The 21832-nt window shown below is 63.4% G+C and carries 16 protein-coding genes; 4 read left to right on the top strand and 12 right to left on the bottom strand.

Annotated elements, in window-relative coordinates:
* Position 1 precedes the first annotated feature (1 nt).
* The 11 genes from addA to ACU5AY_RS17435 all read right to left on the bottom strand — a co-directional run bounded on the left by addA (position 2) and on the right by ACU5AY_RS17435 (position 17211).
* The gene (gene addA, locus ACU5AY_RS17485) at positions 2 to 3553 is read right to left on the bottom strand and encodes a double-strand break repair helicase AddA (protein WP_446827154.1); all 3552 of its coding nucleotides are present in this window, start codon (positions 3551 to 3553) and stop codon (positions 2 to 4) included.
* Positions 3540 to 6734, bottom strand: coding sequence for a double-strand break repair protein AddB (gene addB / locus ACU5AY_RS17480; RefSeq protein WP_446827153.1), 3195 nt, complete (start codon positions 6732 to 6734; stop codon positions 3540 to 3542). The genes addA and addB overlap by 14 nt, the downstream gene beginning before the upstream one ends.
* Positions 6735 to 6738: 4 nt before the next feature.
* Positions 6739 to 7482, bottom strand: coding sequence for a nucleotidyltransferase family protein (locus tag ACU5AY_RS17475; protein WP_446827152.1), 744 nt, complete (start codon positions 7480 to 7482; stop codon positions 6739 to 6741).
* On the bottom strand, positions 7479 to 8987 hold the full coding sequence (gene tsaE / locus ACU5AY_RS17470; RefSeq protein WP_446827151.1) for a tRNA (adenosine(37)-N6)-threonylcarbamoyltransferase complex ATPase subunit type 1 TsaE: 1509 nt from the start codon (positions 8985 to 8987) through the stop codon (positions 7479 to 7481). The genes ACU5AY_RS17475 and tsaE overlap by 4 nt, the downstream gene beginning before the upstream one ends.
* Positions 8974 to 11595 carry an ATP-binding protein gene (locus ACU5AY_RS17465; protein WP_446827150.1) on the bottom strand — a complete coding sequence of 874 codons (2622 nt, stop codon included), beginning with the start codon at positions 11593 to 11595 and terminating at the stop codon, positions 8974 to 8976. The genes tsaE and ACU5AY_RS17465 overlap by 14 nt, the downstream gene beginning before the upstream one ends.
* Before the next feature lie 142 nt (positions 11596 to 11737).
* Positions 11738 to 13138: an adenosylhomocysteinase gene (ahcY, locus tag ACU5AY_RS17460; protein WP_446827149.1), complete on the bottom strand. Its 1401-nt coding sequence runs from the start codon at positions 13136 to 13138 to the stop codon at positions 11738 to 11740.
* Positions 13139 to 13302: 164 nt separating this feature from the next.
* Positions 13303 to 13578 (bottom strand): HPr family phosphocarrier protein, encoded by a 276-nt coding sequence (locus ACU5AY_RS17455; RefSeq protein WP_446827148.1) that lies wholly within the window; start codon positions 13576 to 13578, stop codon positions 13303 to 13305.
* Between the two features lie 21 nt (positions 13579 to 13599).
* The gene (locus ACU5AY_RS17450) at positions 13600 to 14001 is read right to left on the bottom strand and encodes a PTS sugar transporter subunit IIA (RefSeq protein WP_261928293.1); all 402 of its coding nucleotides are present in this window, start codon (positions 13999 to 14001) and stop codon (positions 13600 to 13602) included.
* 150 nt (positions 14002 to 14151) lie between these two features.
* The gene (locus tag ACU5AY_RS17445; RefSeq protein WP_446827147.1) at positions 14152 to 14598 is read right to left on the bottom strand and encodes an HPr kinase/phosphorylase; all 447 of its coding nucleotides are present in this window, start codon (positions 14596 to 14598) and stop codon (positions 14152 to 14154) included.
* Positions 14585 to 16450, bottom strand: coding sequence for a stimulus-sensing domain-containing protein (locus ACU5AY_RS17440; protein WP_446827146.1), 1866 nt, complete (start codon positions 16448 to 16450; stop codon positions 14585 to 14587). Before ACU5AY_RS17440 ends, ACU5AY_RS17445 begins: the two co-directional genes overlap by 14 nt.
* Before the next feature lie 38 nt (positions 16451 to 16488).
* Positions 16489 to 17211 (bottom strand): response regulator transcription factor, encoded by a 723-nt coding sequence (locus tag ACU5AY_RS17435; protein WP_261931819.1) that lies wholly within the window; start codon positions 17209 to 17211, stop codon positions 16489 to 16491.
* A 309-nt stretch (positions 17212 to 17520) separates the two neighbouring features.
* On the opposite strand from ACU5AY_RS17435, the gene ACU5AY_RS17430 reads away from it, so the two are divergent.
* The 4 genes from ACU5AY_RS17430 to ACU5AY_RS17415 all read left to right on the top strand — a co-directional run bounded on the left by ACU5AY_RS17430 (position 17521) and on the right by ACU5AY_RS17415 (position 20839).
* Positions 17521 to 19131: a phosphoenolpyruvate carboxykinase gene (locus tag ACU5AY_RS17430; RefSeq protein WP_446827145.1), complete on the top strand. Its 1611-nt coding sequence runs from the start codon at positions 17521 to 17523 to the stop codon at positions 19129 to 19131.
* Positions 19132 to 19238: 107 nt separating this feature from the next.
* Positions 19239 to 19673, top strand: a complete 435-nt coding sequence (arfB, locus tag ACU5AY_RS17425) for an alternative ribosome rescue aminoacyl-tRNA hydrolase ArfB (protein ID WP_446822336.1) — start codon at positions 19239 to 19241, stop codon at positions 19671 to 19673.
* 72 nt (positions 19674 to 19745) lie between these two features.
* Positions 19746 to 20198, top strand: coding sequence for a peptidoglycan-binding protein LysM (gene lysM, locus ACU5AY_RS17420; RefSeq protein ID WP_446827144.1), 453 nt, complete (start codon positions 19746 to 19748; stop codon positions 20196 to 20198).
* Between the two features lie 29 nt (positions 20199 to 20227).
* Positions 20228 to 20839 carry an alpha-ketoglutarate-dependent dioxygenase AlkB family protein gene (locus tag ACU5AY_RS17415; RefSeq protein WP_446827143.1) on the top strand — a complete coding sequence of 204 codons (612 nt, stop codon included), beginning with the start codon at positions 20228 to 20230 and terminating at the stop codon, positions 20837 to 20839.
* Between the two features lie 3 nt (positions 20840 to 20842).
* Here ACU5AY_RS17415 and coaA read toward each other — a convergent pair whose 3' ends face one another.
* Positions 20843 to 21826, bottom strand: coding sequence for a type I pantothenate kinase (coaA, locus tag ACU5AY_RS17410; protein WP_446822333.1), 984 nt, complete (start codon positions 21824 to 21826; stop codon positions 20843 to 20845).
* Positions 21827 to 21832: the final 6 nt, after the last annotated feature.

Below are 21832 nucleotides of genomic sequence, written 5' to 3'. Positions count from 1 at the left end.
TTCACTTTGTCTTGAGCTCCGCAAGGGCGGAGGCTAGCTTCCCGCTCGGGATCACGTGGATAACTGCTTCTTCCGTGTAGACCAGCGCGCATTCGAAGCGCTTGCCCGGGTAGAGCGGCGCCAGGATTTCGCGATAGATGGCGAGCTGGGCGATATAGGCGGGCGAAACCGTCTCGACCGTCTCCGGCACCACACGATTAGTCTTGTAGTCGATGATGATCACCGTATCGCCGTCGACGGCGAGGCGGTCGATTCGTCCGGAAACGGAATAGTCACGGCCGTTGAGGGACAGAGTGCCCATGATCGAGACCTCGACCTGGGCCGAAGCGGCGAATGCTGCGGCAATGTCGGGATGGTCGATCACGGCGAGGATTTTCTCGACCGTCCTGTCTCGCTCCTCCTCATCCCAGTTTCCGGCCGCGCGCTCGAGATAGCGGATGGCCGCCGTCCGCCGTTCCGATGGCTCCAGTCCGGGAAGGACCTGCGTCAGCCGGTGCTGGATGCGTCCCTTTTCCAGCGCGTGGTTTTCGGCGGGCCTGTTGCCGAACAGCGGCGACAGCACCGGCGCGTCGCCCGTTTCGGCGTCGATGACCGAACCTGTCCCCGATGGGCTGAGCGGACGCGGGAGTGCCTTTATCGGCGGCAGGGGGCGGGAAAGCGCTGCCGGAAGGTCGCGGGTGCGTTCCGCCTTCTGCTGCTCGTCCGCCCTGTCGAAGGTCCGCTTGGGGGCGGCCGCGCGCCAGGAGTAGCCGTTCCATGTGGCACCATCCGGCCCGATGAATTCCGTTTCCCGGCATCGGCTGTCGTCCGCCGCAAGCGCGTTGGAGATCATCTCGTGCCAGATCCCCGGATTCTGGCGGATGCCGCGATAGCCGCAGACGATCAGCCGGTCGGCGGCCCGGGTCATGCCGACATAGAGCAACCGCCGGTATTCCTCCTCGGCCGCCGCCTTGGCCCGCTCGCCGTCTTCCTCGGTCAGCGAATTGCCGACATCCTTCGTCGCCGCCCAGACCGGCACGGGTGCGGCGCTGTCCGGCGTATCGATCATCCGGAACTTGGAGAGATGGCTGTGGCTGAAGGCCGCCGAACCGCCATCGACCAAGAAGACGATTGGCGCCTCCAGGCCCTTGGAGGCGTGCACGGTCATGATCCGCACCTCGTCGCGGCCCTTGTCCTGTTCGCGCTTGACCTCCGGCGCTTCGAGCTCGAGCGTCGAGAGAAACGCCTGCAATCCGGGAAGACCGTTCTGCTCCTGGTCGAGCGCGAAGGTCAGGAATTCGTCGAGAATGTCGCTGACTTCGGTGCCGAGCCGGGCAAGAAACTTTCGTCGTCCGCCATGCGCGGCGAGCACTTGCGCATAAAAATCGTGCACCGATAGCCGATTTGCGGCCGCGATGTGGGTCAAGAGGCTGTCTCGGACAGTTTCCAGCCGGGCGTCACCACTTGCCGCGCGTCGCTTCAATTCGCTCCAGGCGCTCTGGTTCTCCGCCCGCAGACCGCAGATCTCGAAGACGTCCGCCTCGCCAAGATTGAAGAGAGGGCTCTTCAACAGGGCGGCAAGCGAAAGATCGTCCTCGGGCAGCAGTGCGAAGCGTCCGAGCGCCATCAGGTCCTGGATGGCGATATGGCTGGTCAGCCGCAGTCGGTCGGCACCGGCGACGGGAATGTTGTAGGGGGATTTCAGAAGCCGCGTCAGCGCGTTGACGAAGCCGTCGCGCTTGCGCACCAGGATCAGGATGTCTCCCGGCCTGACACGGCGCGCCTTGCCGTCTTCGATGATCGTGCCGTCGGCAACCAGTTGACCGATATGGTGGGCGATTCGGCGGGCCAGGATGGCGGGTGGCGCGTTCTCCGGCGTCGAATCGAAGGGCGCGGTCCAGTCATCTTCCCTGAGCATCGCCTCGGTTCCGATCATCTCCCACAGATCGACGGCGCCGGGATGGCCACTGCGGTTGGAGCGGTGAATGATGTCGTCGCCGCCGGCGGCAAGACCGCGGGCATTCTCCGCCAGCGAAAACACCTGGTCGACTGCCGACAGCACATCTTCGGTCGAACGGAAGGACAGGGGCAGGCGGATGCCGGAAAAGACTCCCCCGCTCGCCGTCACCCGCTTCTGGGTGAAGGTCCGCTCGGCGGCAAAGCGCTCCGGTCTTGCGCCCTGGAAGGAGTAGATCGACTGTTTTTCGTCGCCCACCGCAAACAGCGTTCGCGTTCCGGGCCGGGACGTTTCGCCGGAGAAGAAATCGTCGCTCAGCGAGCGGATGACCTGCCACTGGATCGGGCTGGTGTCCTGCGCCTCGTCCACCAGAATATGGTCGATGCCCTGGTCGAGCTTGTAGTGGATCCAGGCGCTGATCTGGCTCTTGGTCAGAAGCGCCGCCGCCCGGTTGATCAGGTCCTCGAAATCGAGAAGGCTGCGCTCCTTCTTCAGGTCCTCGTAGTCGCCGAGCAGTCGTGTCGCGAGGGTAAGCGCCGCGCGTGTCGCCTGGAACAGCCGGAAGCGTTTCAGCCGGTCGCGGCAGTCGACCAGATGGCCGATGGCCTCGGTGATTGCCGTTTCCAGATGCGGCGCGGCTGCCAGCATCTTCTTGGTGGCAAGCGTGCTCATCGCCTTCGGATCGCCGTCCTTCTTCAGGAGGGCCGCTTCCATGAGGTCTATGCGTTCGGCAGGATCGGCGGTCTTGACGGCGCTCGCCAGCAGATCGGCGATCTCGCCGGCTTTGGATCCACCGACTTCACGGGCGATGTCGATGTAGAGGCTGAGGTTCGCGTCCGAAAGACCGGCCAGCGGCCAGAAACCGGCAAGGAGATCGGCTTCCGTCTCGTTCTCGGCAATTTGGAAGGCCCGGCGCAGCGCGTCCTCGGGCGTCGGTCCGGCGACAGCGACGAAATTGGCGATGGCGATCCGGTTGGCGACGATCTCGCCGAGCAGCGTGTCGAGACCGAACTCGTCGCCGACCGAGAGAACATAGGCGAAGGCTTCGGCGAGGTCGGCATCCTCTTCAGACGAAGCCGCCGTCAGCATCGCGCGCCGCGCATCGGCGAGCAGCACGCTCGCGGCCCGGTCGTCGAGGACGGAGAAATGGCCGGCGACGTTGGCTTCCAGCGGAAACTGGTGCAGCAACGCCTCGCAGAAGGCGTGGATGGTCTGGATCTTCAGGCCGCCGGGCGTTTCCAGCGCGCGGGCGAAGAGCTGGCGGGCGAGCGCCAGCTTGATCCGGTCCGGCCGGGCGCCCTCGATCCTTTCGATCCGTGATGCAAGCTCCTCGTCATTCAGCGTCGCCCAGGCGCCCAGCCGCTCGAACACGCGGTTCGACATTTCCGATGCCGCCGCCTTCGTATAGGTCAGGCACAGGATGGAGGAGGGGCGTGCGCCCGCCAGCAGCAGGCGGATCACCCTCTGCGTCAGGACATGCGTCTTGCCGGAGCCCGCATTGGCCGAAACCCAGGCGGAGCGGCCCGGATCGGCCGCAGCCGACTGTTGCGCGGTCGTCCAGTCGAGCCAGCCGGCCGGCGTATCGGGATGATCAGGCAGATGCTCACTCATCGCCATCCTCCCCCTGGCCCTCGGCGGTCGACCATTCCGCCACGCGGGCCAGATGGTCGTATTCGCCGCCATAGTCGTTCTGGCTGAAGGGCAGCAGCCGCGACACGAACCCGCGCTCGCCGGATCGCAGCACGGAGACGAAATTGCCGAGCTGGTGCAGGGCCTCGTCGGCCAGCTGTTCGGCGGATTTCGCCTTCGCCGGGTCGCGGGTGCTGAGCTCGTTGTTGACCTGCTGCACATCGAAGCGATCGCCGGGGCGTAGCCGTACATAGAGGAGGTTTTCGGCCGTCAGCGGCTCGACGTCCATGAACGCGCCGGCCCGAAGTGCAGCGGCCTCCAGCGCCAGCTGCGGATCGAGAAGGGCGCGCGCCTGCGACGGGCTCGGATTGGAGCCGGTCTTGTAGTCGATGATGTCGGCGTGGCCGGGGCCCTTGATGTCGATCCGGTCGGCGATGCCGGTAATGGTGATGCCGGCCGGCGCATATTGCATCGCCGCCCCGACTTCGGTGACGGTTCGGGCGATCTCGGTCTGTCGCGTAGCTTCCCATTTCAGGAAGGCGTGGGCGACCTCGCGAAACCGCGGCCGCCAGACGGCATCGATATGCGGCGGTAGCTCTTCCCGGTCGAAATGCTCGGAGATCAGCCTTTCCATCACGCTTTCCGCCTCGGCCGTTCCGGCTTTCGCGCCCGATTTGGTGAAGGCATCGATGATCGCATGGTAGAGCGTCCCGCGTTCGGCGGCGCCGGGATCGGCGTTGAAGGGATCGACGGGATCGAGTTTCAGGATGCGGCGGGCATAGATCGAATAGGGATCGCGCCGGAGCCGCGAGACCTCGGAGAAGGAATAGCGCACCGGCTGCAAGTCGGCGGGCGGCTTCGGTTCCGGCCGGGGTGCGAGCACCTGCTTCTCGCCGGTGTCGATCGCGCCGGCCCAGTCGCGGAACCGGTCGCCGCGTTCACGCATGTCCCGGATCACGTCCGGCCCGAGAAGCGCCTTCAGGCGTTGCAGCCACCGCGACGGAACGGTCGGTGCCGAACCCTGGCGGGCCGAACGGGAATAGATCAGCTTGCGGGTGCCGTTCGCCATCTCGAAATCATGGGCGTGCTGGCCCAGCCGCCGTTCGGGCGGCTCCAGGCCCATCCCGGTTTTCATGGTGCGCGACAGGAACGGATTGTTGGCGCTTTCCGCCGGCCAGGACCCTTCGTTCAGGCCGCCGAGCACGAGCGTGTCGACGCTCTGAAGGCGGGCTTCCAGCGTGCCGAAGATGAAGACGCGCGGGTGGCTCATGGCTTGCGGCTTTACCGCCGACCCGGCCGTCAGCGCATCCGCGATGTCGATCCATTGCGGCCCGCTGGCCTCCAGCTGGCCCTGCGCCTCGATCACTTCGCCGAGAAGGTTGGCAAGCGCCTGTCCCGCTTCGCCGGTCCAAAGCGCGGCAAGATCGCCGACCTCGTCTCGGCAGAGATTTTCGAGCACCGATCCGGTCCGCTCCGCCCAGGCGGACAGCGTGAAGCGATCGCTCAGCCCTCGCTCCCGGCCGCGCCGCAGGAAAGCGCTTGCCAGCGGTTCGACGGCCTCGGCCAGTTTCTCCGCGACGATCGCCGCATCCTCGATCGCCTGCCGCGGAATGGAGCGGCGCCATTGCGCACGGTGCCGGTCGGCTTTCTGTTCCTCCAGCCGCCTGGCAAGCAGCGGGCCGAGCAAGGCGATATCGCATTCGCCAAGACCGCCGCGCAGCGCGATCGCCTCGAGCGCCCTGACGGCCAGCGCCAGCCGGGCGGAAGGCATCTGCAGGCGGAGGAGCGGATGCTTGAGCAGGGAGGCGATCGCCACCGGATCGCCCGGCCGAAGCGTGGTTTCAAGGACCAGCCGCAGCAATGTCCCCTGCGGGGTCTGCGACAGCGGCGTGCCGGCCGAATCGTCCGCCGTGATGCCGAAGCGGGCGAGTTCGGAGACGACACGGCGGGCAAGTGTGCGGTCCGGCGTGATCAGTGCTGCCTGGCTTTCGCCGTGGACGCCGGGCTCCTCCAGCGCCAGTCGCAGGGCGATCGCGATCGCGGTTGCCTCCTCGCGCTCGTTCTGTGCTTCGATCAGGCTGACATCGGCAAAGGCTGCAGCCGTCTGTTCTGTTGCAATGTCCTCCTGCCAGCTTGCCCAGCGGTCAGTCGCCGATGCCGGCGTCATTGCTTGCGAGATCAGCCTCTGGCGTAGCGCAAGCGGTTCCTCGGAACCCGCAAGCGCGATGACTTCCGAGCGGGCCGTTCCGAGCCGCGAGAGAAGCAGCGCGAGACCATATTGTGGATGTCCGCGCAGCGTCGGATCCTGGAAACGTGGATCGTCGGCGGCCGGCGTCAGGCCCTGCCAGATGTCCTCGTCCATGGAGGTATCGAGGCCGGGCAGCACGACTGCGCCTTCCGGCAACCTGGCCACCGTGGCGATCAGCTCGGCCGTCGCCGGCAGCGAGCCCGTCGATCCGGCAACGATCACCGGTCCTTCGTGTCTTGCGCTCGCCAGCCGCTCGGCTTCGCCCCTGAGGATCGCGTTGCGGTGGCGGGCAGGGGAGGAGAGACTGAGTTCCTGCAGGCGCGCCGGCCAGAAGGCGGAAGCGATCTTCAGGAATTCGAGCGTCAACTGCCACCAATGGGCATAGTCTTCGGCGTTGAGCTTCTTGAGGTCGTCCCAGTCCCGTTCTTCCGTTTCGACCGAATCGATCAGCTCGGCGAGATCGCGGGCAAGCCAGATGGCGTCCGCCGGGCTGGCCGGAGCGACCAGCGGCGAATCGGAATGGATGTCGCGGATGACTTCCGGCAGGCGGTTGCGCCAGGACAGGATGAGCCGCGCAAGTTCCAGAAGCCGGGCGGTGCCGGGGATTGGCGGATCGAGGTCCAGCCGGTCGGGAACCGTTTCGTCAAAGAAGCCGGTGTCGTCGTCCGTCTCGCCGAGCGGACGGATGACCGGCAGGATGGCGGACTTGCCGCCGAGCAGGTCGACGAATTCCGAGCGCAGCACACGGGCGGCGCGGCGCGTCGGCAGGAAGATGGTAACGCGCGACAGGGCGAGCGGATCGGCGGGATCGTAGCGGAAGCTTTCGACCAGGGAGCCGTCGCACAAGGCTCGGGCGAGGGTTCGGAGAAACGGCAGGCCGGGCGGAATCGTAAGTATGCGCTGACGATGTTGTTCGGCCATGTCTTCAGTTTCCGCCGGCGATGCGCCGGATTGCGTCCTCCGCCTCCGCGATGGCTTCGGGTGTTCCGACCGTCAGCCAGTGGCCATCTAGAATGAGGCCGTAGAGCCGGCCTTTGGCGATGGCCCTGTCGAAATAGATGTTCAGGTTGAAGGCGTCTTCGGGTGCATCATCCAGCAGCGAAGGCCGCATGGCAATAGCGCCGGCATAGACGACGGGCGTCTCGCCGCCCTCGCGATGACGCGTCAGGCGTCCGTCGGCGGCAAGGTCGAAATCGTTCTTGCCGTTATGGCCGGTGGTGTCCTCGATCTTCACGCAGAGAAGCGCCATGTCCATGCGCTCCGGGTCGAAGAAACCGGCCAGCCGGTCAAGATTGCGGTCCTTCGTTCCGGGCGGAACGACCCAGAAGAGGTCGGCATTCATGACGAAGACGGGTGCGGCCTTGTCGAGGAGCTGCAGGCCCTTCTTCAATCCGCCGCCGGAGTTCATCAGCTGCTCGCGTTCGTCCGAAATGACGATCTCGACGTCCGTGCGGCCGCGGAGATGGCCTTCCATCTGGCCGGCGTGGTGATGGACGTTGACGACGGCCTTTTCGACGCCGGCGCCGACGAGCCTGTCCAGGACATAGTCGATCATCGGCGTGCCGGCGATCTTCACCAGCGGCTTCGGGATCGTCTCGGTGATCGGTCGCATGCGCGTGCCGAGCCCGGCCGCCAGCACCATGGCATTGCGGATCGGCGCCGCGCTCATGGTTCGGCCTCCATTCCGGCATCCAGGCACCATTTCTTCAGCCGCTGGAGGGCCGGATGCCTGAACACGGAATTGAGGTAGGAGAGCGTACGCGGCATGTGCTTCATGTAATACGGTTTGCCGTCGCGTTGCAGGAGGCGCACCCAGATGCCGGCGAGCTTGCAGTTGCGCTGCGCCGCCATGATCGCAAAGGCAGTCCGGAAACTCGCCTCGTCGAAGGAGGCAGAGGTGCGAAGCGACAGGTAATGCTTCAGCAGGCGATTGCTCAAGTCCGGCGTCATGTCGACGCGCGCATCCTGCACCAGTGAGGCGACGTCATAGGCCGTCGGGCCGATCATGGCGTCCTGGAAGTCGATGATGCCCACCCGGTCGGTGCCGGCGCGGTCGGCAAGCCAGATGATGTTGGGCGAGTGAAAATCGCGCAAGAGCAGATGTTTCTCCGCGGCCTGCAGGATCTCGATCAGTTCGTCCCAGATGGCGAAATATTCGTCGCGGCGCGCCGCTTCCAGCGGATGACCGCTCTTCCACGGCATATGCCAGTCGGGAAGCAGGCTGACCTCGATCTTCATGGCGGTCGGATCGAAATCCGGCACCCGGTAGACGGCATCGCCCACGGCAATATCCCGTTGAAAGGCCTGGTCATGAAGGCGTGCCAGGCAGGCGGCGCTTTCCATGTAGCGCTCTTCGATAGGCGCGCCCGTCTCGTCGAGAACGCCGTCGCGGCCCAGATCCTCCATGATCAGGATGCCGCTGTTTCTGTCCGCTGCCCTGATCTCCGGCGACGAGAACCCTGCCGCGTGCAGCGCATTGCCGATGGCAATGAAGGGCAGTGCGTCGGTGGCGAGATGCGCGACTTCGGCGTAGGGCTTGCCGTCGAGAACTGGGGGTCCCAGTGGAGGCTTTGGCCAGTCCATCAGCACCTGCGGCTCGCCATCCTCCGGATGGATGATCTCGTAGGCGCGAAAGATGGAGGCGTCGCCACTCAGGAACCGTCTTCGCGCGCTGCCGTGACCGTGCTGGCAAAGGAATTCGCGGATCTGCATGACACGGCGAATCCGGCTCATAATCTTGTCTGGGCCGGTGATGCTGACGGCGCGGCCGCTTCCCTCGTGTGAAAGCATCAGGTGAATGGCCGTCTCCGGCAGATTGCCACCGGCCATTTCCGGCCATTCGACGAGGGCGATTCCGTCTTCGAGTGCCTCTTCGAGGCCGAGTTCGAAGAGTTCGTCGGGATCGCCGATCCGGTAAAGATCGAAGTGGGCGACCGGAATCCGGATTCTGTAGCTCTGCACCAAGGTAAAGGTGGGGCTAGGCACCTCCAAGTCTGGATCGTCCGCCATCGCCCGGATGAAGGCGCGCGCGAGCGTCGATTTTCCGCTGCCGAGATCGCCGTGCAGCGCCAGGCAGTCGCCGGCCTTCAGCGCGAGGGCCAGGTCCTCGCCGAAAAGGATCGTCCGACTTTCGTCGGCGAGGTGAAGTGTGAAGGTGGCCTCACTCGGCTGCAAGTGTTTCTTCCGAACGTTTTCCGGAGGGAATGCGGCAGGTCACCGTCGTTCCCTTGCCGTCCGGGCAGTCGATGGAGACCGAGCCGTGGTGCAGGTTGACGAAGCTCTCGACGATCGACAGGCCAAGTCCCGCGCCGCTGCGCTTGCCGGTGCGGGCACTCGTCTGGAAGCGGTTGAACACGGCCTTGATCATTTCCGGCGGGATGCCGGGGCCGTTGTCGCTGACGGTGAAGACGAGATCGCCGTTGTCGCGCCAGCAATGCAATGCGATCTCCGAGCCATCGGGCGCGAAGTTGGCGGCATTTGCGAGAAGCTTCAGCATGATCTGCTTCAGCCGCTGGCGGTCGGCAACGAGCGTCCCGATACCGGGTTCGGCGCTGACGGCGAGCGTCACACCGCTCTCCTGCAGGCGCTCGGCGATGTGTTCCGACACTTCATCCAGAAGCTGGCTGATGTCGATATCCGCCATATGCAGTTCCATGATGCCGGCATCGACGGTCGCCAGATCGAGAATGTCGTTGACGATGGTCAGCAGCAGCGACGACGAGGTCGAGATATGGTCGATATAGCTTGCCTGCCGCTCGTTGAGGCCGCCGATCTCGGGTGTCTTCAGGAGATCCGTGAAGCCCATGATATTGGTCAGCGGCGTTCTCAGTTCGTAGGAGACGTGCTGGACGAAATCGTTCTTCAGCTGGTCGGCCTTGCGCAGGGCTTCGTTCTTCTCGGTCAGCGCCCGCTCGGCCCTCACGCTGTCGGTGACGTTGACGAAGGTCAGCATCGTCTGCGCGTTCGGCAGCGGTATGACGGCGTAGTCGAGGACCAGACCGGAATGCAGTTCCAGCGTGCCCTGCAGCGAAGGCCGTTCATCCTCGAAGCTGGTGATCATGTGGGAGAAGCGGCGCCAGCCGTCGACACCGTCATAGGACTGCGCACAGGCATCCTCGATGGCGCGGATATGGGTGCCGGGCGCGGCCTGCGCCTCGGTGATCGCCCAGAGCGCGCGGAAGGCCGGATTGGACAGCCGGATCTTGCCGTCCGGCCCGAACACCGCAACGCCTTCGGCCAGATGGTCGATGGTTTCGCCCTGCACCCGAACCAGCGTGTTGTAGCGGGTTTCCAGGTTGACCTGCTCGGTCAGGTTCTCGAACACCCAGGTCGCGCCGCCCTGCGGATGTGTCGTCGCAATGACGCGCAGCGTCTGGCCGCTCGGCAGATACCAGAGGTGCGATTGCGTGTCGAGCGACTGGTAGACGGACAGCGCCGCTTCCTTCCAGGCTTTCCAGCCGAGCTGCTCCGGCAGCTTGTCGGCGGCGCGCAGGCGTTCCAGGAGGTCGCCGTGATCGGGCTTGGATTCGAGGAAGGCGATGTCGAGGCCCCAGAGCTGGACAAAGGCCTGGTTGTAGAACTGCAGGCGCCGGTCGCCGTCGAAGATCGCGACCGGGGTCGCCAGCTGGTCGAGCGTCTCGGAATGCGCCTTCAGGGTCCGCTTCAGCTCTTCGCGCGCCGCTTCCTCGCCGGACACGTCTGCTGCAATGCCGGCCGTGCCGCCCTGCACCTTCACGTCGACGACGTCGAAGAAGGTCCGGTTGCCGTTGACGACGGTCGAGACACGGCCATGGAAGGGCGAATCGATGGTCGTGCTGGAGCGGATCTTTTCGCGTGTGACGGTGCTCAGGACTTCGCGGCTCTCGTCGATCGCCTGTTGCGGTGAAGAGGCGTCGACCGCTTCGGCATAGGCGTGGTTGACCCAGACGAGGCGACCGTCATTGTCGCGCTGCCAGGCGGGGAAATCGACCGAATCGAGCAGGCTCTGGAAGGTGGTGATGGAAGCCACGAGACGTTCGCGCTCGACGGAAAGCTCGGCAAGCTCGGCGCGCAGATTGTTGAGCGCCACGAAGCGGACGAATGCCCGGCCGCCGGACACGCGGCCTTGCGTTTCCAGGACCTCGCCGCGCTGGGTTTCGACCACCAGATCGAAGCTGTGCGCCTTTTCGCGCAGGGCTTCCAGCGCGCGCTCGAACTGCAGCGCCGCGTCCGGCTTCAGCCAGCGGCCAAAGGCCAGAAATTCGCGTTCCTGCTCCGGTGCGCCTGTCTTTGCCGGCAACTGGCCGAGCACTTCCGGGCGCTCGCCGGGACCGTCCCAGATCACGATCCGCCGGTTCTTGTCGGCGATCAGCGCCTCAAAGCGCGACAGCCGCTGCTTGGCATCGGAAAGCGCCGAACGGATTTCCCGGTTCTCGGTCTCCATGTTGCCCTTCTGCCGGACGAACCAGAGCGTGGAGAGCATGGCCGCGGAGATCGCGCCGATGACCAGAGAGAAGACGACGACTTCCGGAGAGGAAAAACGCGCGGCGTGGCCGGTCGCTTCCGTGGCGCCCTGCGCAAACGCAGATCCGCCGGCAGCGAAAAGCGCCGTGCCGGAAAGCAGGGCTTTCCTGAAGAAACGAGCCTTGTGCTGTTTTGCCGGCTGCAACCGCCCTGCGTCCCCGGCGGGTGTGCTGCCGCTGTCGTCAGGCCGTTTGTCCTGGCCTGATAAGATTACGTCCATTCCTGGTCCGTCTCCGTCCTTCGCGCCGCCTGTCGACAAGACATCCCCTCGCCACACCATTTCCCTGTGCCGAAATGGGGCGAATCATTACGAAATCACAATACTGCCTCTCAGAATCGGCGGGAAGCCGAAGGTCAAAAAAAGAAGCCGCGGCCGGAAATCCGGCCGCGGCAACTAAATGTAGCGTATTCTGGTACGGTGATCAGTATCTGTAGTGATCGGACTTGAACGGACCGGCCGTGGTCACGCCGATATAGCTCGCCTGCTCGTCGGAAAGTTCCGTCAGCTTGACGCCAAGCTTGTCGAGATGAAGGCGCGCAACCTTCTCGTCGAGGTGCTTCGGCAGCACGTAGACCTGGTTTTCGTAGTTGTCGCTCTTGGCGAAAAGCTCGATCTGGCCCAGCACCTGGTTGGTGAACGAGGCCGACATGACGAAGGACGGGTGGCCCGTGGCGTTGCCGAGGTTCAGCAGGCGGCCTTCGGACAGAAGGATCATGCGGTTGCCGGCGGGGAACTCGATCATGTCCACCTGCGGCTTGATGTTGGTCCACTTCAGGTTCCGGAGACCGGCGACCTGAATTTCGTTGTCGAAGTGACCGATATTGCCGACGATCGCCATGTCCTTCATCGCCCGCATGTGGTCGACGCGGATGACGTCCTTGTTGCCGGTGGTGGTGATAAAAATGTCGGCGCTGGAGACGACGTCTTCCAGCTGAACGACTTCATAACCGTCCATGGCAGCCTGCAGGGCGCAGATCGGGTCGATTTCCGTCACCTTGACGCGGGCGCCGGCACCGCGCAGCGAGGCAGCCGAACCCTTGCCGACGTCGCCGTAGCCGCAGACCACGGCAACCTTGCCGGCCATCATAACGTCGGTGGCGCGGCGGATGCCGTCGACCAGCGATTCCTTGCAGCCGTACTTGTTGTCGAACTTCGACTTGGTGACGCTGTCGTTGACGTTGATCGCCGGGAAGGGCAGCAGGCCCTTCTTCGACAGCTGGTACAGGCGGTTGACACCGGTGGTGGTTTCTTCGGTCACGCCGCGGATCGCGTCGCGCTGCTTGGTGAACCAGCCCGGCGAAGCCTGCATGCGCTTCTTGATCTGGGCGAAGAGGACTTCCTCTTCTTCCGAATGCGGGTTCGACAACACGTCCTCGCCGGCTTCGGCGCGGGCGCCGAGCAGGATGTACATGGTGGCGTCGCCGCCATCGTCGAGGATCATGTTGGAGAGGCCGCCATCGGTCCACTGGAAGATCTTGTCGGTGTAGGTCCAGTATTCCTCAAGCGTCTCACCCTTGACGGCGAAGACCGGAATGCCGGTCGCGGCGATCGCGGCGGCGGCATGGTCCTGGGTCGAGAAGATGTTGCACGAGGCCCAGCGCACTTCGGCGCCAAGGGCGACCAGCGTCTCGATCAGGACGGCGGTCTGGATGGTCATGTGCAGCGAACCGGAGATCCGCGCGCCCTTCAGCGGCTTCGATGCGCCGAATTCCTCGCGGCATGCCATCAGGCCGGGCATTTCGGTTTCTGCGATGTCGAGTTCCTTGCGGCCGAAATCGGCAAGCGCGATGTCCGCGACGATATAGTCTTTTTCCGTGCTCATCTAAGTCTCCTGGTCCTGAGGCGGCACGACCGCATATGCGGCAGCGAAAGGCCGGCTCTCCAACTCACGTATCAATACGAATTTGTTCCGCATGCGGTTTACCGCACTTCGGACATGATAGCAATAAGGATATAAAGAAGTCTTTATATGTCCGGCGCGGATCGCTAGATCTCTTCGCCGAAGCGGTTGCCGACGAGCGCCTCAAGCGCCTGCATGGCCTCGTCCGCCTGGTTGCCGTCGGCGGTGACGACGACGCAACAGCCGGGGCTCGCCGCCAGCATCATCAACCCCATGATCGAGGTGCCGCCGACCGTCATGCCGTCCTTGGAGACGGTGATCGCCGCATCGAATGCTTCGACGGTCTGGACGAATTTCGCCGACGCTCGCGCGTGCAGACCGCGCTTGTTGATGATCTGCAGTTCCTTGGTGATCGCAGCCATGGATATTGCGCCAGTTTCCGACTATTTGCCGCTCAAGACACGGCTGGCCACGTTGATGTATTTCCGGCCGGCATCAGACGCTTCCGCCAGAGCCTTTTCCATGTCGTTTTCGCCGCGAACGCCGGCGAGCTTGATCAGCATCGGAAGGTTCACCCCGGCGATGACTTCGACGCGGCCGCTGTCCATCACGGAGATTGCCAGATTCGACGGCGTACCCCCGAACATGTCGGTGAGGATGATGACACCATTGCCTTCATTGGCCTGATGGACTGCATCCAGGATATCCTGCCGCCGCTGGTCCATGTCGTCTTCCGGACCGATCGACACTGTCTCGATGAGATTCTGTGGACCCACGACATGCTCGACTGCATGCCGAAATTCTTCTGCCAGCTTGCCATGTGTGACAAGCACAAGTCCGATCATCTACAACTGCTCCTGTGGCACTCTGCATCCGCCGCGGGCCACAAATGGCCCGTTTCCCGCCGGTGGGTGCTCATCTTGTCGATCAAAAGCCGAAGTGCAAGACAAAAAAACAAAATCGGCGTCCGTCTGCAGGTGTTTCACGCGGTCCTGCTACAAATCGCCGGTGAGAGATTGTATTCGCACCAGCGGATGGCTTGCCTGCAACGGGATGCGCAGCAGCGGCAGTGACACGCCGTCGTGCACCGTCATCCTCTCGCCTTCCTCCGGCAGCCGTTCGCAGGCCATAGCGTCGACCGGCATGATCACGAGGCGCAAGATCGCGGCATCGATCGTCTCGACGGAAACGATGCCGCTTCCGCGCAATTCCATCCGGCCGGCGATGCTTTCCGGCGCCCGCGCCACGAGCCGCTCGCCAATGCGGCGGACCATGACCTGGTCGTCGGCTATCAGTGCGGTATAGAGACCCAGGCTGCGGCCCTCGGCCAGGCAGGCAAATGCCATGGACGACTTTCCCAACCCGGAAGGACCGACGAAAAGCAGGCCGGTGCGACCGGCGATGATCGCGGTTGCGTGGATGTTGGTCTCAGCGCCGGTCATTCTTCTCGCCGGTCGGCATGGTCAGGATGAAGCGTGCGCCGATGATCCGGCCGCTCTTCTCTTCGGTAACGTTTTCCGCCCTGAGCGAGCCGCCATGCGCCTCGGCGATCTGCCGGCTGATCGACAGGCCGAGACCGGAGTTCTGGCCGAAACCTTCGCTTTCCGGCCTGTCGGTGTAGAAGCGTTCAAAGATCCGGTCGATGTTCTCGGCCTGGATACCCGGTCCGTTGTCCTGCACCTGGATCACGCAGTCCGTCTTGCGCCGCATCAGCTTGACCGCGATGTGCCCCTCCGTTTCCGGAACGAATGACCGCGCGTTTTCGATGAGGTTCGTGACGATCTGGCCGATTCTGAGGTCATGGCCCTGGATGATGAAGGCATCCTTGCCGGTCGCGTGCCGCCGGTCGACCTCGAATGTCAGCCGGACGGCCTTCTTGGAGGCGCGGATCTGCCGGGAAACCTCGACGAGGTCGGCGAGTAGCTGCTCGAGGTTGACGTCCTGCGCATCCGTGCGCGCCAGTTCGGCATCCAGCCGCGAGGCGTCGGAAATGTCGCTGATCAGCCGGTCGAGACGGCGAACGTCGTGCTGGATGATCTCCAGCAGGCGTTCCTTTGATTGTTCATTACGGGCGAGCGGCAGCGTCTCGACGGCGCTTCTAAGCGAGGTCAGCGGGTTTTTCAGCTCATGGCTGACATCGGCGGCAAAGCTCTCGATCGCGTCGATCCGGTCATAGAGGGCCGATGTCATTTCCCGGAGTGCGATCGAGAGGTTGCCGATTTCGTCCTGGCGATAGGAGAAGTCCGGGATTTCCTCGCGCTCCTTCGCACCGCCCCGGCGCACCCGGATGGCCGCTGCCGAAAGCCGGCGCAGCGGATTGGCGATCGTCGAGGAGAGAAGCAGCGACAACACCATCGTCACCAGCGTCGTCACGCCGAAGACGCGCAGAATGGCCATGCGCTCGGCCTGCACGATCTTGTCGATGTCGCCGGCTTGCGTGGAGAGCAGCAGCACGCCGAGAACGGCCCGGAAACGCTGGATCGGCACGGCCACCGAGACGATCAGCTCGCCCTTTTCGGTGACGCGCACGACGGTGCCGCGAACGCCGGTCAACGCGTTCATCACTTCCGGATAGATAGATCCGTCACCGCCGGGGGTTTCCTTGTAGAGCGGCAGGTTGCTCGGCTGCAGCAGGCGGTTCACCCAGTTATAAAGCATCTCCCACCAGTCGACCTGCTCGGCCTCGACCGGCGGCAGGTCGAAGCGCAGCACCTGGCCGCGTGTGTAAAGATGGCGCGAATCGAGGATCAGGCTGGCGTCGGCATCGAAGATGCGGGCGCGGGTGCGGGTCGGCGAGATCAGCCGGCGGAGCACCGGCGCGACCCGTTCGGGATCGATCGGAAACTGCAGGTCCTCGTCGTTCGGCACCGGGGTGATGCTCTCGCCGGCCTGCAGTTCGAGCAGTTTCTTCGGATCGACGGTGATCGAATTGGTGTCGACCGATGCCGATGCCGAGACCGCCGCGGCGATGATCTCGCCCTGCGTCAGCAGGCTTTCCACGCGGGCATCGATCAACCCCTCGCGGAACTGGTTGAGGTACATGATGCCGCCGACGAGAACGCCGAGCGCGACGAGGTTGAAGAATAGGATGCGGCGCGTGAGGCTGGAGAAGACCGCGTTACCGAAAATCCGGCGGGTGAGCACAAACGGGCGCGACCAAAGCCGGCCGCCCCTGCCCGGGCGGCTGTCCCTCTCGAAATCATCGCCATCCGGCGTGGCTGCGGTTGTCAATTCCTCGGGCCGCTCCCGCGGCCTTTCGTCCGTGTTGCTGGCACCGGACAGTACTTCCGACATCAAAGAACCCCTTCGCCGCTCCGGCGGCCTGGTCGGGCTTACGCGGCTTCGCGGAACCGGTAGCCCACACCGTAAAGAGTTTCAATCATATCAAATTCCGTATCGACCATCTTGAATTTCTTGCGCAGCCGCTTGATGTGGCTGTCGATGGTGCGGTCGTCGACATAGACCTGTTCGTCATAGGCGGCGTCCATCAACGCATCGCGGCTTTTGACGACACCGGGGCGTTGTGCCAGCGAATGCAGGATGAGGAATTCGGTGACGGTCAGCGTCACGGCCTCGCCCTTCCAGGTGCAGGTATGGCGCTCCTGGTCCATCACCAACTGCCCGCGCTCGAGCGACCGGGCAAGCTCGGTCTGGCCGGGTTTCGCCGTTGCCGCGGCAGCGCCGGCCTCACGGCTTGCCGTGCGCCGCAGGATCGCCTTGACGCGTTCGACCAGCAGACGCTGCGAGAAGGGCTTGGTGATGAAATCGTCCGCGCCCATTTTCAGGCCGAAGAGTTCATCGATCTCCTCGTCCTTCGAGGTGAGGAAGATCACCGGAAGGTCCGACTTCTGCCGAAGCCGTCTCAAAAGCTCCATGCCGTCCATGCGCGGCATCTTGATGTCGAAGATGGCCAGCTGCGGCGGGCGCGCCAGAAGGCCGTCCAGCGCCGATGCGCCATCCGTATAGGTTTCGACGCGATAGCCTTCAGCCTCGAGCGCAATGGACACCGAGGTCAGGATATTGCGGTCGTCATCCACGAGCGCGATCGTCTGCATGCCAATTTTCTCCGCCATATGGGTCAATCCTCCGGCTGTTTCGACTAGGACGGAGGGTATGTGGGGATAAAGGTGGAACAAATTGTGGCAAACGGGAAGGGCAGGCGTCGATCCAGGTGTGGAATAAATGTTTTAACAGCCGGAAAGGGTATCTATTTTAACCGATTAAAATGGAATAGAAAATTTTTAAATCGATTAATATATTGATTACGTTGACTTTTTTGAGGTGCTTGGGTTGCCAGGCGAGAAAACAACGACTAATTGTCCGGAAAATTTTAATTCCGCAACTCGCAGCAAAGGAATGGAGCCATGGAGGAGAAAGGGATTCGCAACCCGGTAAGAAGCATCGCGAATATCGGCCTGGGAGATGCCGCGCATGTTTTTTATAATTATAGCGAACGCCAGCTCGTCGACGAGGCTATCAGCCGCGAGGAGGCCGTTCTGACGGCCGACGGCGCGGTTCGGGCCCTGACCGGCCAGCACACCGGCCGCTCCGCGAAGGACAAGTTCGTCGTCAAGGACGAGCACACCGCCGACAAGATCTGGTGGGACAACAACAAGCCGATGACGCCGGCCCATTTCGATCGCCTGCATCAGGACATGCTGGCCCACGTCCGCAAGAAGACCCTGTTCGTGCAGGATCTCGTTGGCGGCGCCGATCCGGAAAATGCCCTGCCGACGCGGGTCATCACGGAGCTTGCCTGGCATTCGCTGTTCATCCGCAACCTCCTGATCCGTCCGGAAACGGAAGCGCTCGAAGATTTCGTCGCCAAGCTGACGATCATCGACCTGCCGAGCTTCAAGGCCGATCCGGAACGCCACGGCTGCCGCACCGAGACGGTGATCGCCTGCGACCTGTCCAACGGACTGGTTCTGATCGGCGGCACGTCCTATGCCGGCGAGATCAAGAAGTCGGTCTTCACCGTCCTCAACTACCTCCTGCCGGAAAAGGGCGTCATGCCGATGCATTGCTCGGCCAATGAAGGCCCGAACGGCGACAGCGCGGTCTTCTTCGGTCTTTCGGGCACCGGCAAGACGACGCTTTCGGCCGATCCGTCGCGCACCCTGATCGGCGATGACGAGCATGGCTGGGGCAAGGCCGGCATCTTCAATTTCGAAGGTGGCTGCTACGCCAAGACGATCCGCCTCTCGGCCGAGGCCGAGCCGGAAATCTACGCCACGACGAAGCGCTTCGGCACCGTTCTGGAAAATGTGGTGCTCGACGAGAATGGCGTTCCGGATTTCAACGACGGATCGCTGACCGAGAACACCCGCTGCGCTTACCCGCTGCATTACATTCCGAACGCATCGGAAACCGGTCGCGCCAGCCATCCGAAGACGATCATCATGCTGACGGCAGATGCCTTTGGGGTGCTGCCGCCGATCGCCAAGCTGACGCCCGAGCAGGCCATGTACCACTTCCTGTCCGGCTACACCGCCAAGGTCGCCGGCACGGAAAAGGGCGTGACGGAACCGGAAGCGACCTTCTCGACCTGCTTCGGCGCACCCTTCATGCCGCGTCATCCGACCGAATACGGCAACCTGCTCAAGGATCTGATCGCCGAGCACGGCGTCGATTGCTGGCTGGTCAACACTGGCTGGACCGGTGGTGCCTATGGTGTCGGCAGCCGCATGCCGATCAAGGCTACCCGCGCACTGCTGACGGCAGCCCTGTCGGGCGAGCTGAAGTTGGTCGAGTTCCGCACGGATCCGAACTTCGGCTTCGCCGTTCCGGTTGCGGCCAGCGGCGTGGACACCAAGATACTTGATCCGCGCTCGACCTGGGCCGACGGTGAGGCCTATGACGCCCAGGCCCGCAAGCTGGTGACGATGTTCATCGAGAACTTCGCCAAGTTCGAGGATCACGTCAGCGGCGAAGTGGCCAGCGCTGCCCCGGTCCTCGCCATCGCGGCGGAATGATCTGAACAAAAAGTCTCGGGAGGACAGGACCCGGCCGCGATCGCTCGCGGCCGGGTTTTCATTTTGCCGTTGCTGTGGAATAGATCGGCCGGAAGGACGACGATCTCATGGCAAGCGCACCGCTCCACATCAACGACCATATCGTCATCGCCGGCTGGGAGCTGAGCGAACAATTCGTGCTGGCCGGTGGGCCGGGCGGTCAGAACGTCAACAAGGTGTCGACCGCCGTCCAGCTTTTCTTTCATCTGCAGGGCTCGCCCTCGCTGCCGGAGCGGGTCAAGGCGAATGCGGTGAAGCTCGCCGGCCGCCGCATGTCCAAGGATGGCGTGCTGATGATCGAGGCCAACCGCTTTCGCAGCCAGGAGCGCAACCGCGAAGACGCGCGCGAGCGATTGAAGGAACTGATTCTCCAGGCCGCCGCGCCGCCGCCGCCGCGCCGCAAGAAAACCAAGCCGACGAAGGGATCGATCGAGCGGCGGTTGAAGGCCAAGGCCGGACGGTCAGAGGTGAAGAAGCTGCGCGGCGCACCTGGGACGGATTGAGACCGGAAGGGGCTTGTAATTTGAGGCCTGCTCCATTCAACTGCAATGGCGTAAGAACCAGGGAGTGAAACGATGGGTCTGTTCAGCTTTATCAAGAGCGCCGGCAAGAAGCTTGGCATCGGCGGAGACGACGAGTCGCCTGACGCGGAAGCGGTGAAGAAGGAACTGGAGTCGCACGGTCTGGGCACCGACAAGGTGGACGTGGCGGTCGTCGACGACAAGGTCGTGCTGAAGGGCGAGGTCAAGGACCAGTCCATCTTCGAGAAGGCAGTGGTCGCGGTTGGCAACACGCTTGGCATCTCGTCAGTCGAAGCCGCCGATCTCAAGGTCGGAAGCGCAGACGCGGCAGAGCCTGTTTTCTACACGGTCAAGAAGGGCGACAATCTCTGGAAAATTGCCGAGCATCAGTATGGCAAGGGGAAGGGCGCCAAGAATACGGTCATTTTCGAAGCCAACAAGCCGATGCTGAGCCATCCGGACAAGATCTATCCGGGCCAGGTTCTGCGTATTCCGCCGCTGGACTGAGCCTATACCGGTCCGGATGAGGTCGCCTCATGCTGGTTTTGCCGAAAGGCATCCGACACATACCGAGCTATCTCGATCGGGAACGGCAGGAAGCCGTTCTCGCGGAAATCCGCGCGGTGGTGGCAGAGGCACCTCTGTTCGTGCCGACCATGCCGAAGACCGGAAAGCCGATGTCGGTGCGCATGACCAATTGCGGCCCTCTCGGCTGGGTGACCGACAAGGAGCGGGGATACCGCTACCAGCCGACGCATCCGGCGACCGGAAAGCCGTGGCCGGCCATGCCGCATTTGCTGCTGGATATATGGTCGGAGCTTTCCGGATATGCGCAGGAGCCAGAAGCCTGCCTGGTCAACTATTACACCGACGATGCGAAGATGGGGCTTCACCAGGACCGGGACGAGAAGGATTTGTCGGCGCCCGTCCTGTCGCTGTCGCTTGGCAACGCCTGCCTTTTCCGCGTCGGCGGCAAGAATCGCAACGACAGGACCGTATCCTTCCGGCTGGAAAGCGGCGACGCGGTGATCATCGGCGGCGAGGGCCGTCTGAATTTCCACGGGGTTGACCGTATTTATCCCGACACGTCGGGGCTGCTCAAGAACGGCGGACGCATCAACCTCACCATGCGGCGCATGAACCCTTGAGCCTCAGAGCTTTCTGAGCGCCACCTTCTCGACCAGATGATCCTTGCCCTTCTGCAGGATGAGATCGGCGCGCGGCCGGGTCGGCAGGATGTTCTGGTGCAGGTTTTTGAGATTCGTATTGGCCCACAGGCCCTCGGCGATCTTCAGCGCCTCGTCCGCGCCGATCGATGCGTAGCGGTGGAAGTAGGACGTCGGGTCGCGGAAGGCCGTGTCGCGCAACCGCATGAAGCGCTCCACGTACCAGGTGTGAATGAGTTCCTCGTCGGCATCGATGTAGATCGAGAAATCGAAGAAGTCGGAGACGATCGGCACCATCTTGCCGTCGGCGGGCAGGTCGCGCGACTGCAGGACGTTGATGCCCTCGAAGATCAGGATGTCCGGCCTGTCGATGGTGATGAACTGGTCCGGAATGACATCGTAGACCAGGTGCGAATAGCAGGGCGCCTTGACGTTCGGCCGGCCTGCCTTGATGCCGGAGAGGAAGCGCAGGATGGCGCCGATGTCGTAGCTTTCCGGAAAACCCTTGCGATCCATCATGCCATTGGCCTGCAGGTAGGCGTTTGGATGCAGGAAGCCGTCGGTGGTGATGAGATCCACCTTCGGGCTCGACGGCCAGCGGGCGAGCAATTCCTTCAGGATACGGGCAGTGGTCGATTTTCCGACCGCCACGGAACCGGCAATGCCGATGATGAAGGGCGTTTTGACGTCGGCCTTGAAGTTCAGGAAGCTCGAGCGCTGCTGGAAAAGCAGCTGGGAGGATTCGACATGGGCGGAAAGCAGCCGTGACAGCGACAGATAGATGCGCCGCACTTCCGCGAGATCGATCGGGTCGTTGAGCGAACGCAGCCGGTTCACTTCGTCGGCGGACAGCGTCAGCGGCGTGTCGGCCCTGAACTTTGCCCATTCGTCCGAGGTGAAGAAACGGTAGGGAGAGTACTGGCTCTCCTTGAAATGGTCGAGAAACTCAACCGACTCGGCGCTGTCCATGCGCGT

This window comes from Rhizobium sp. PAMB 3174 (assembly GCF_052908375.1).
This window is presented reverse-complemented; position numbering and strand designations above follow the sequence as displayed.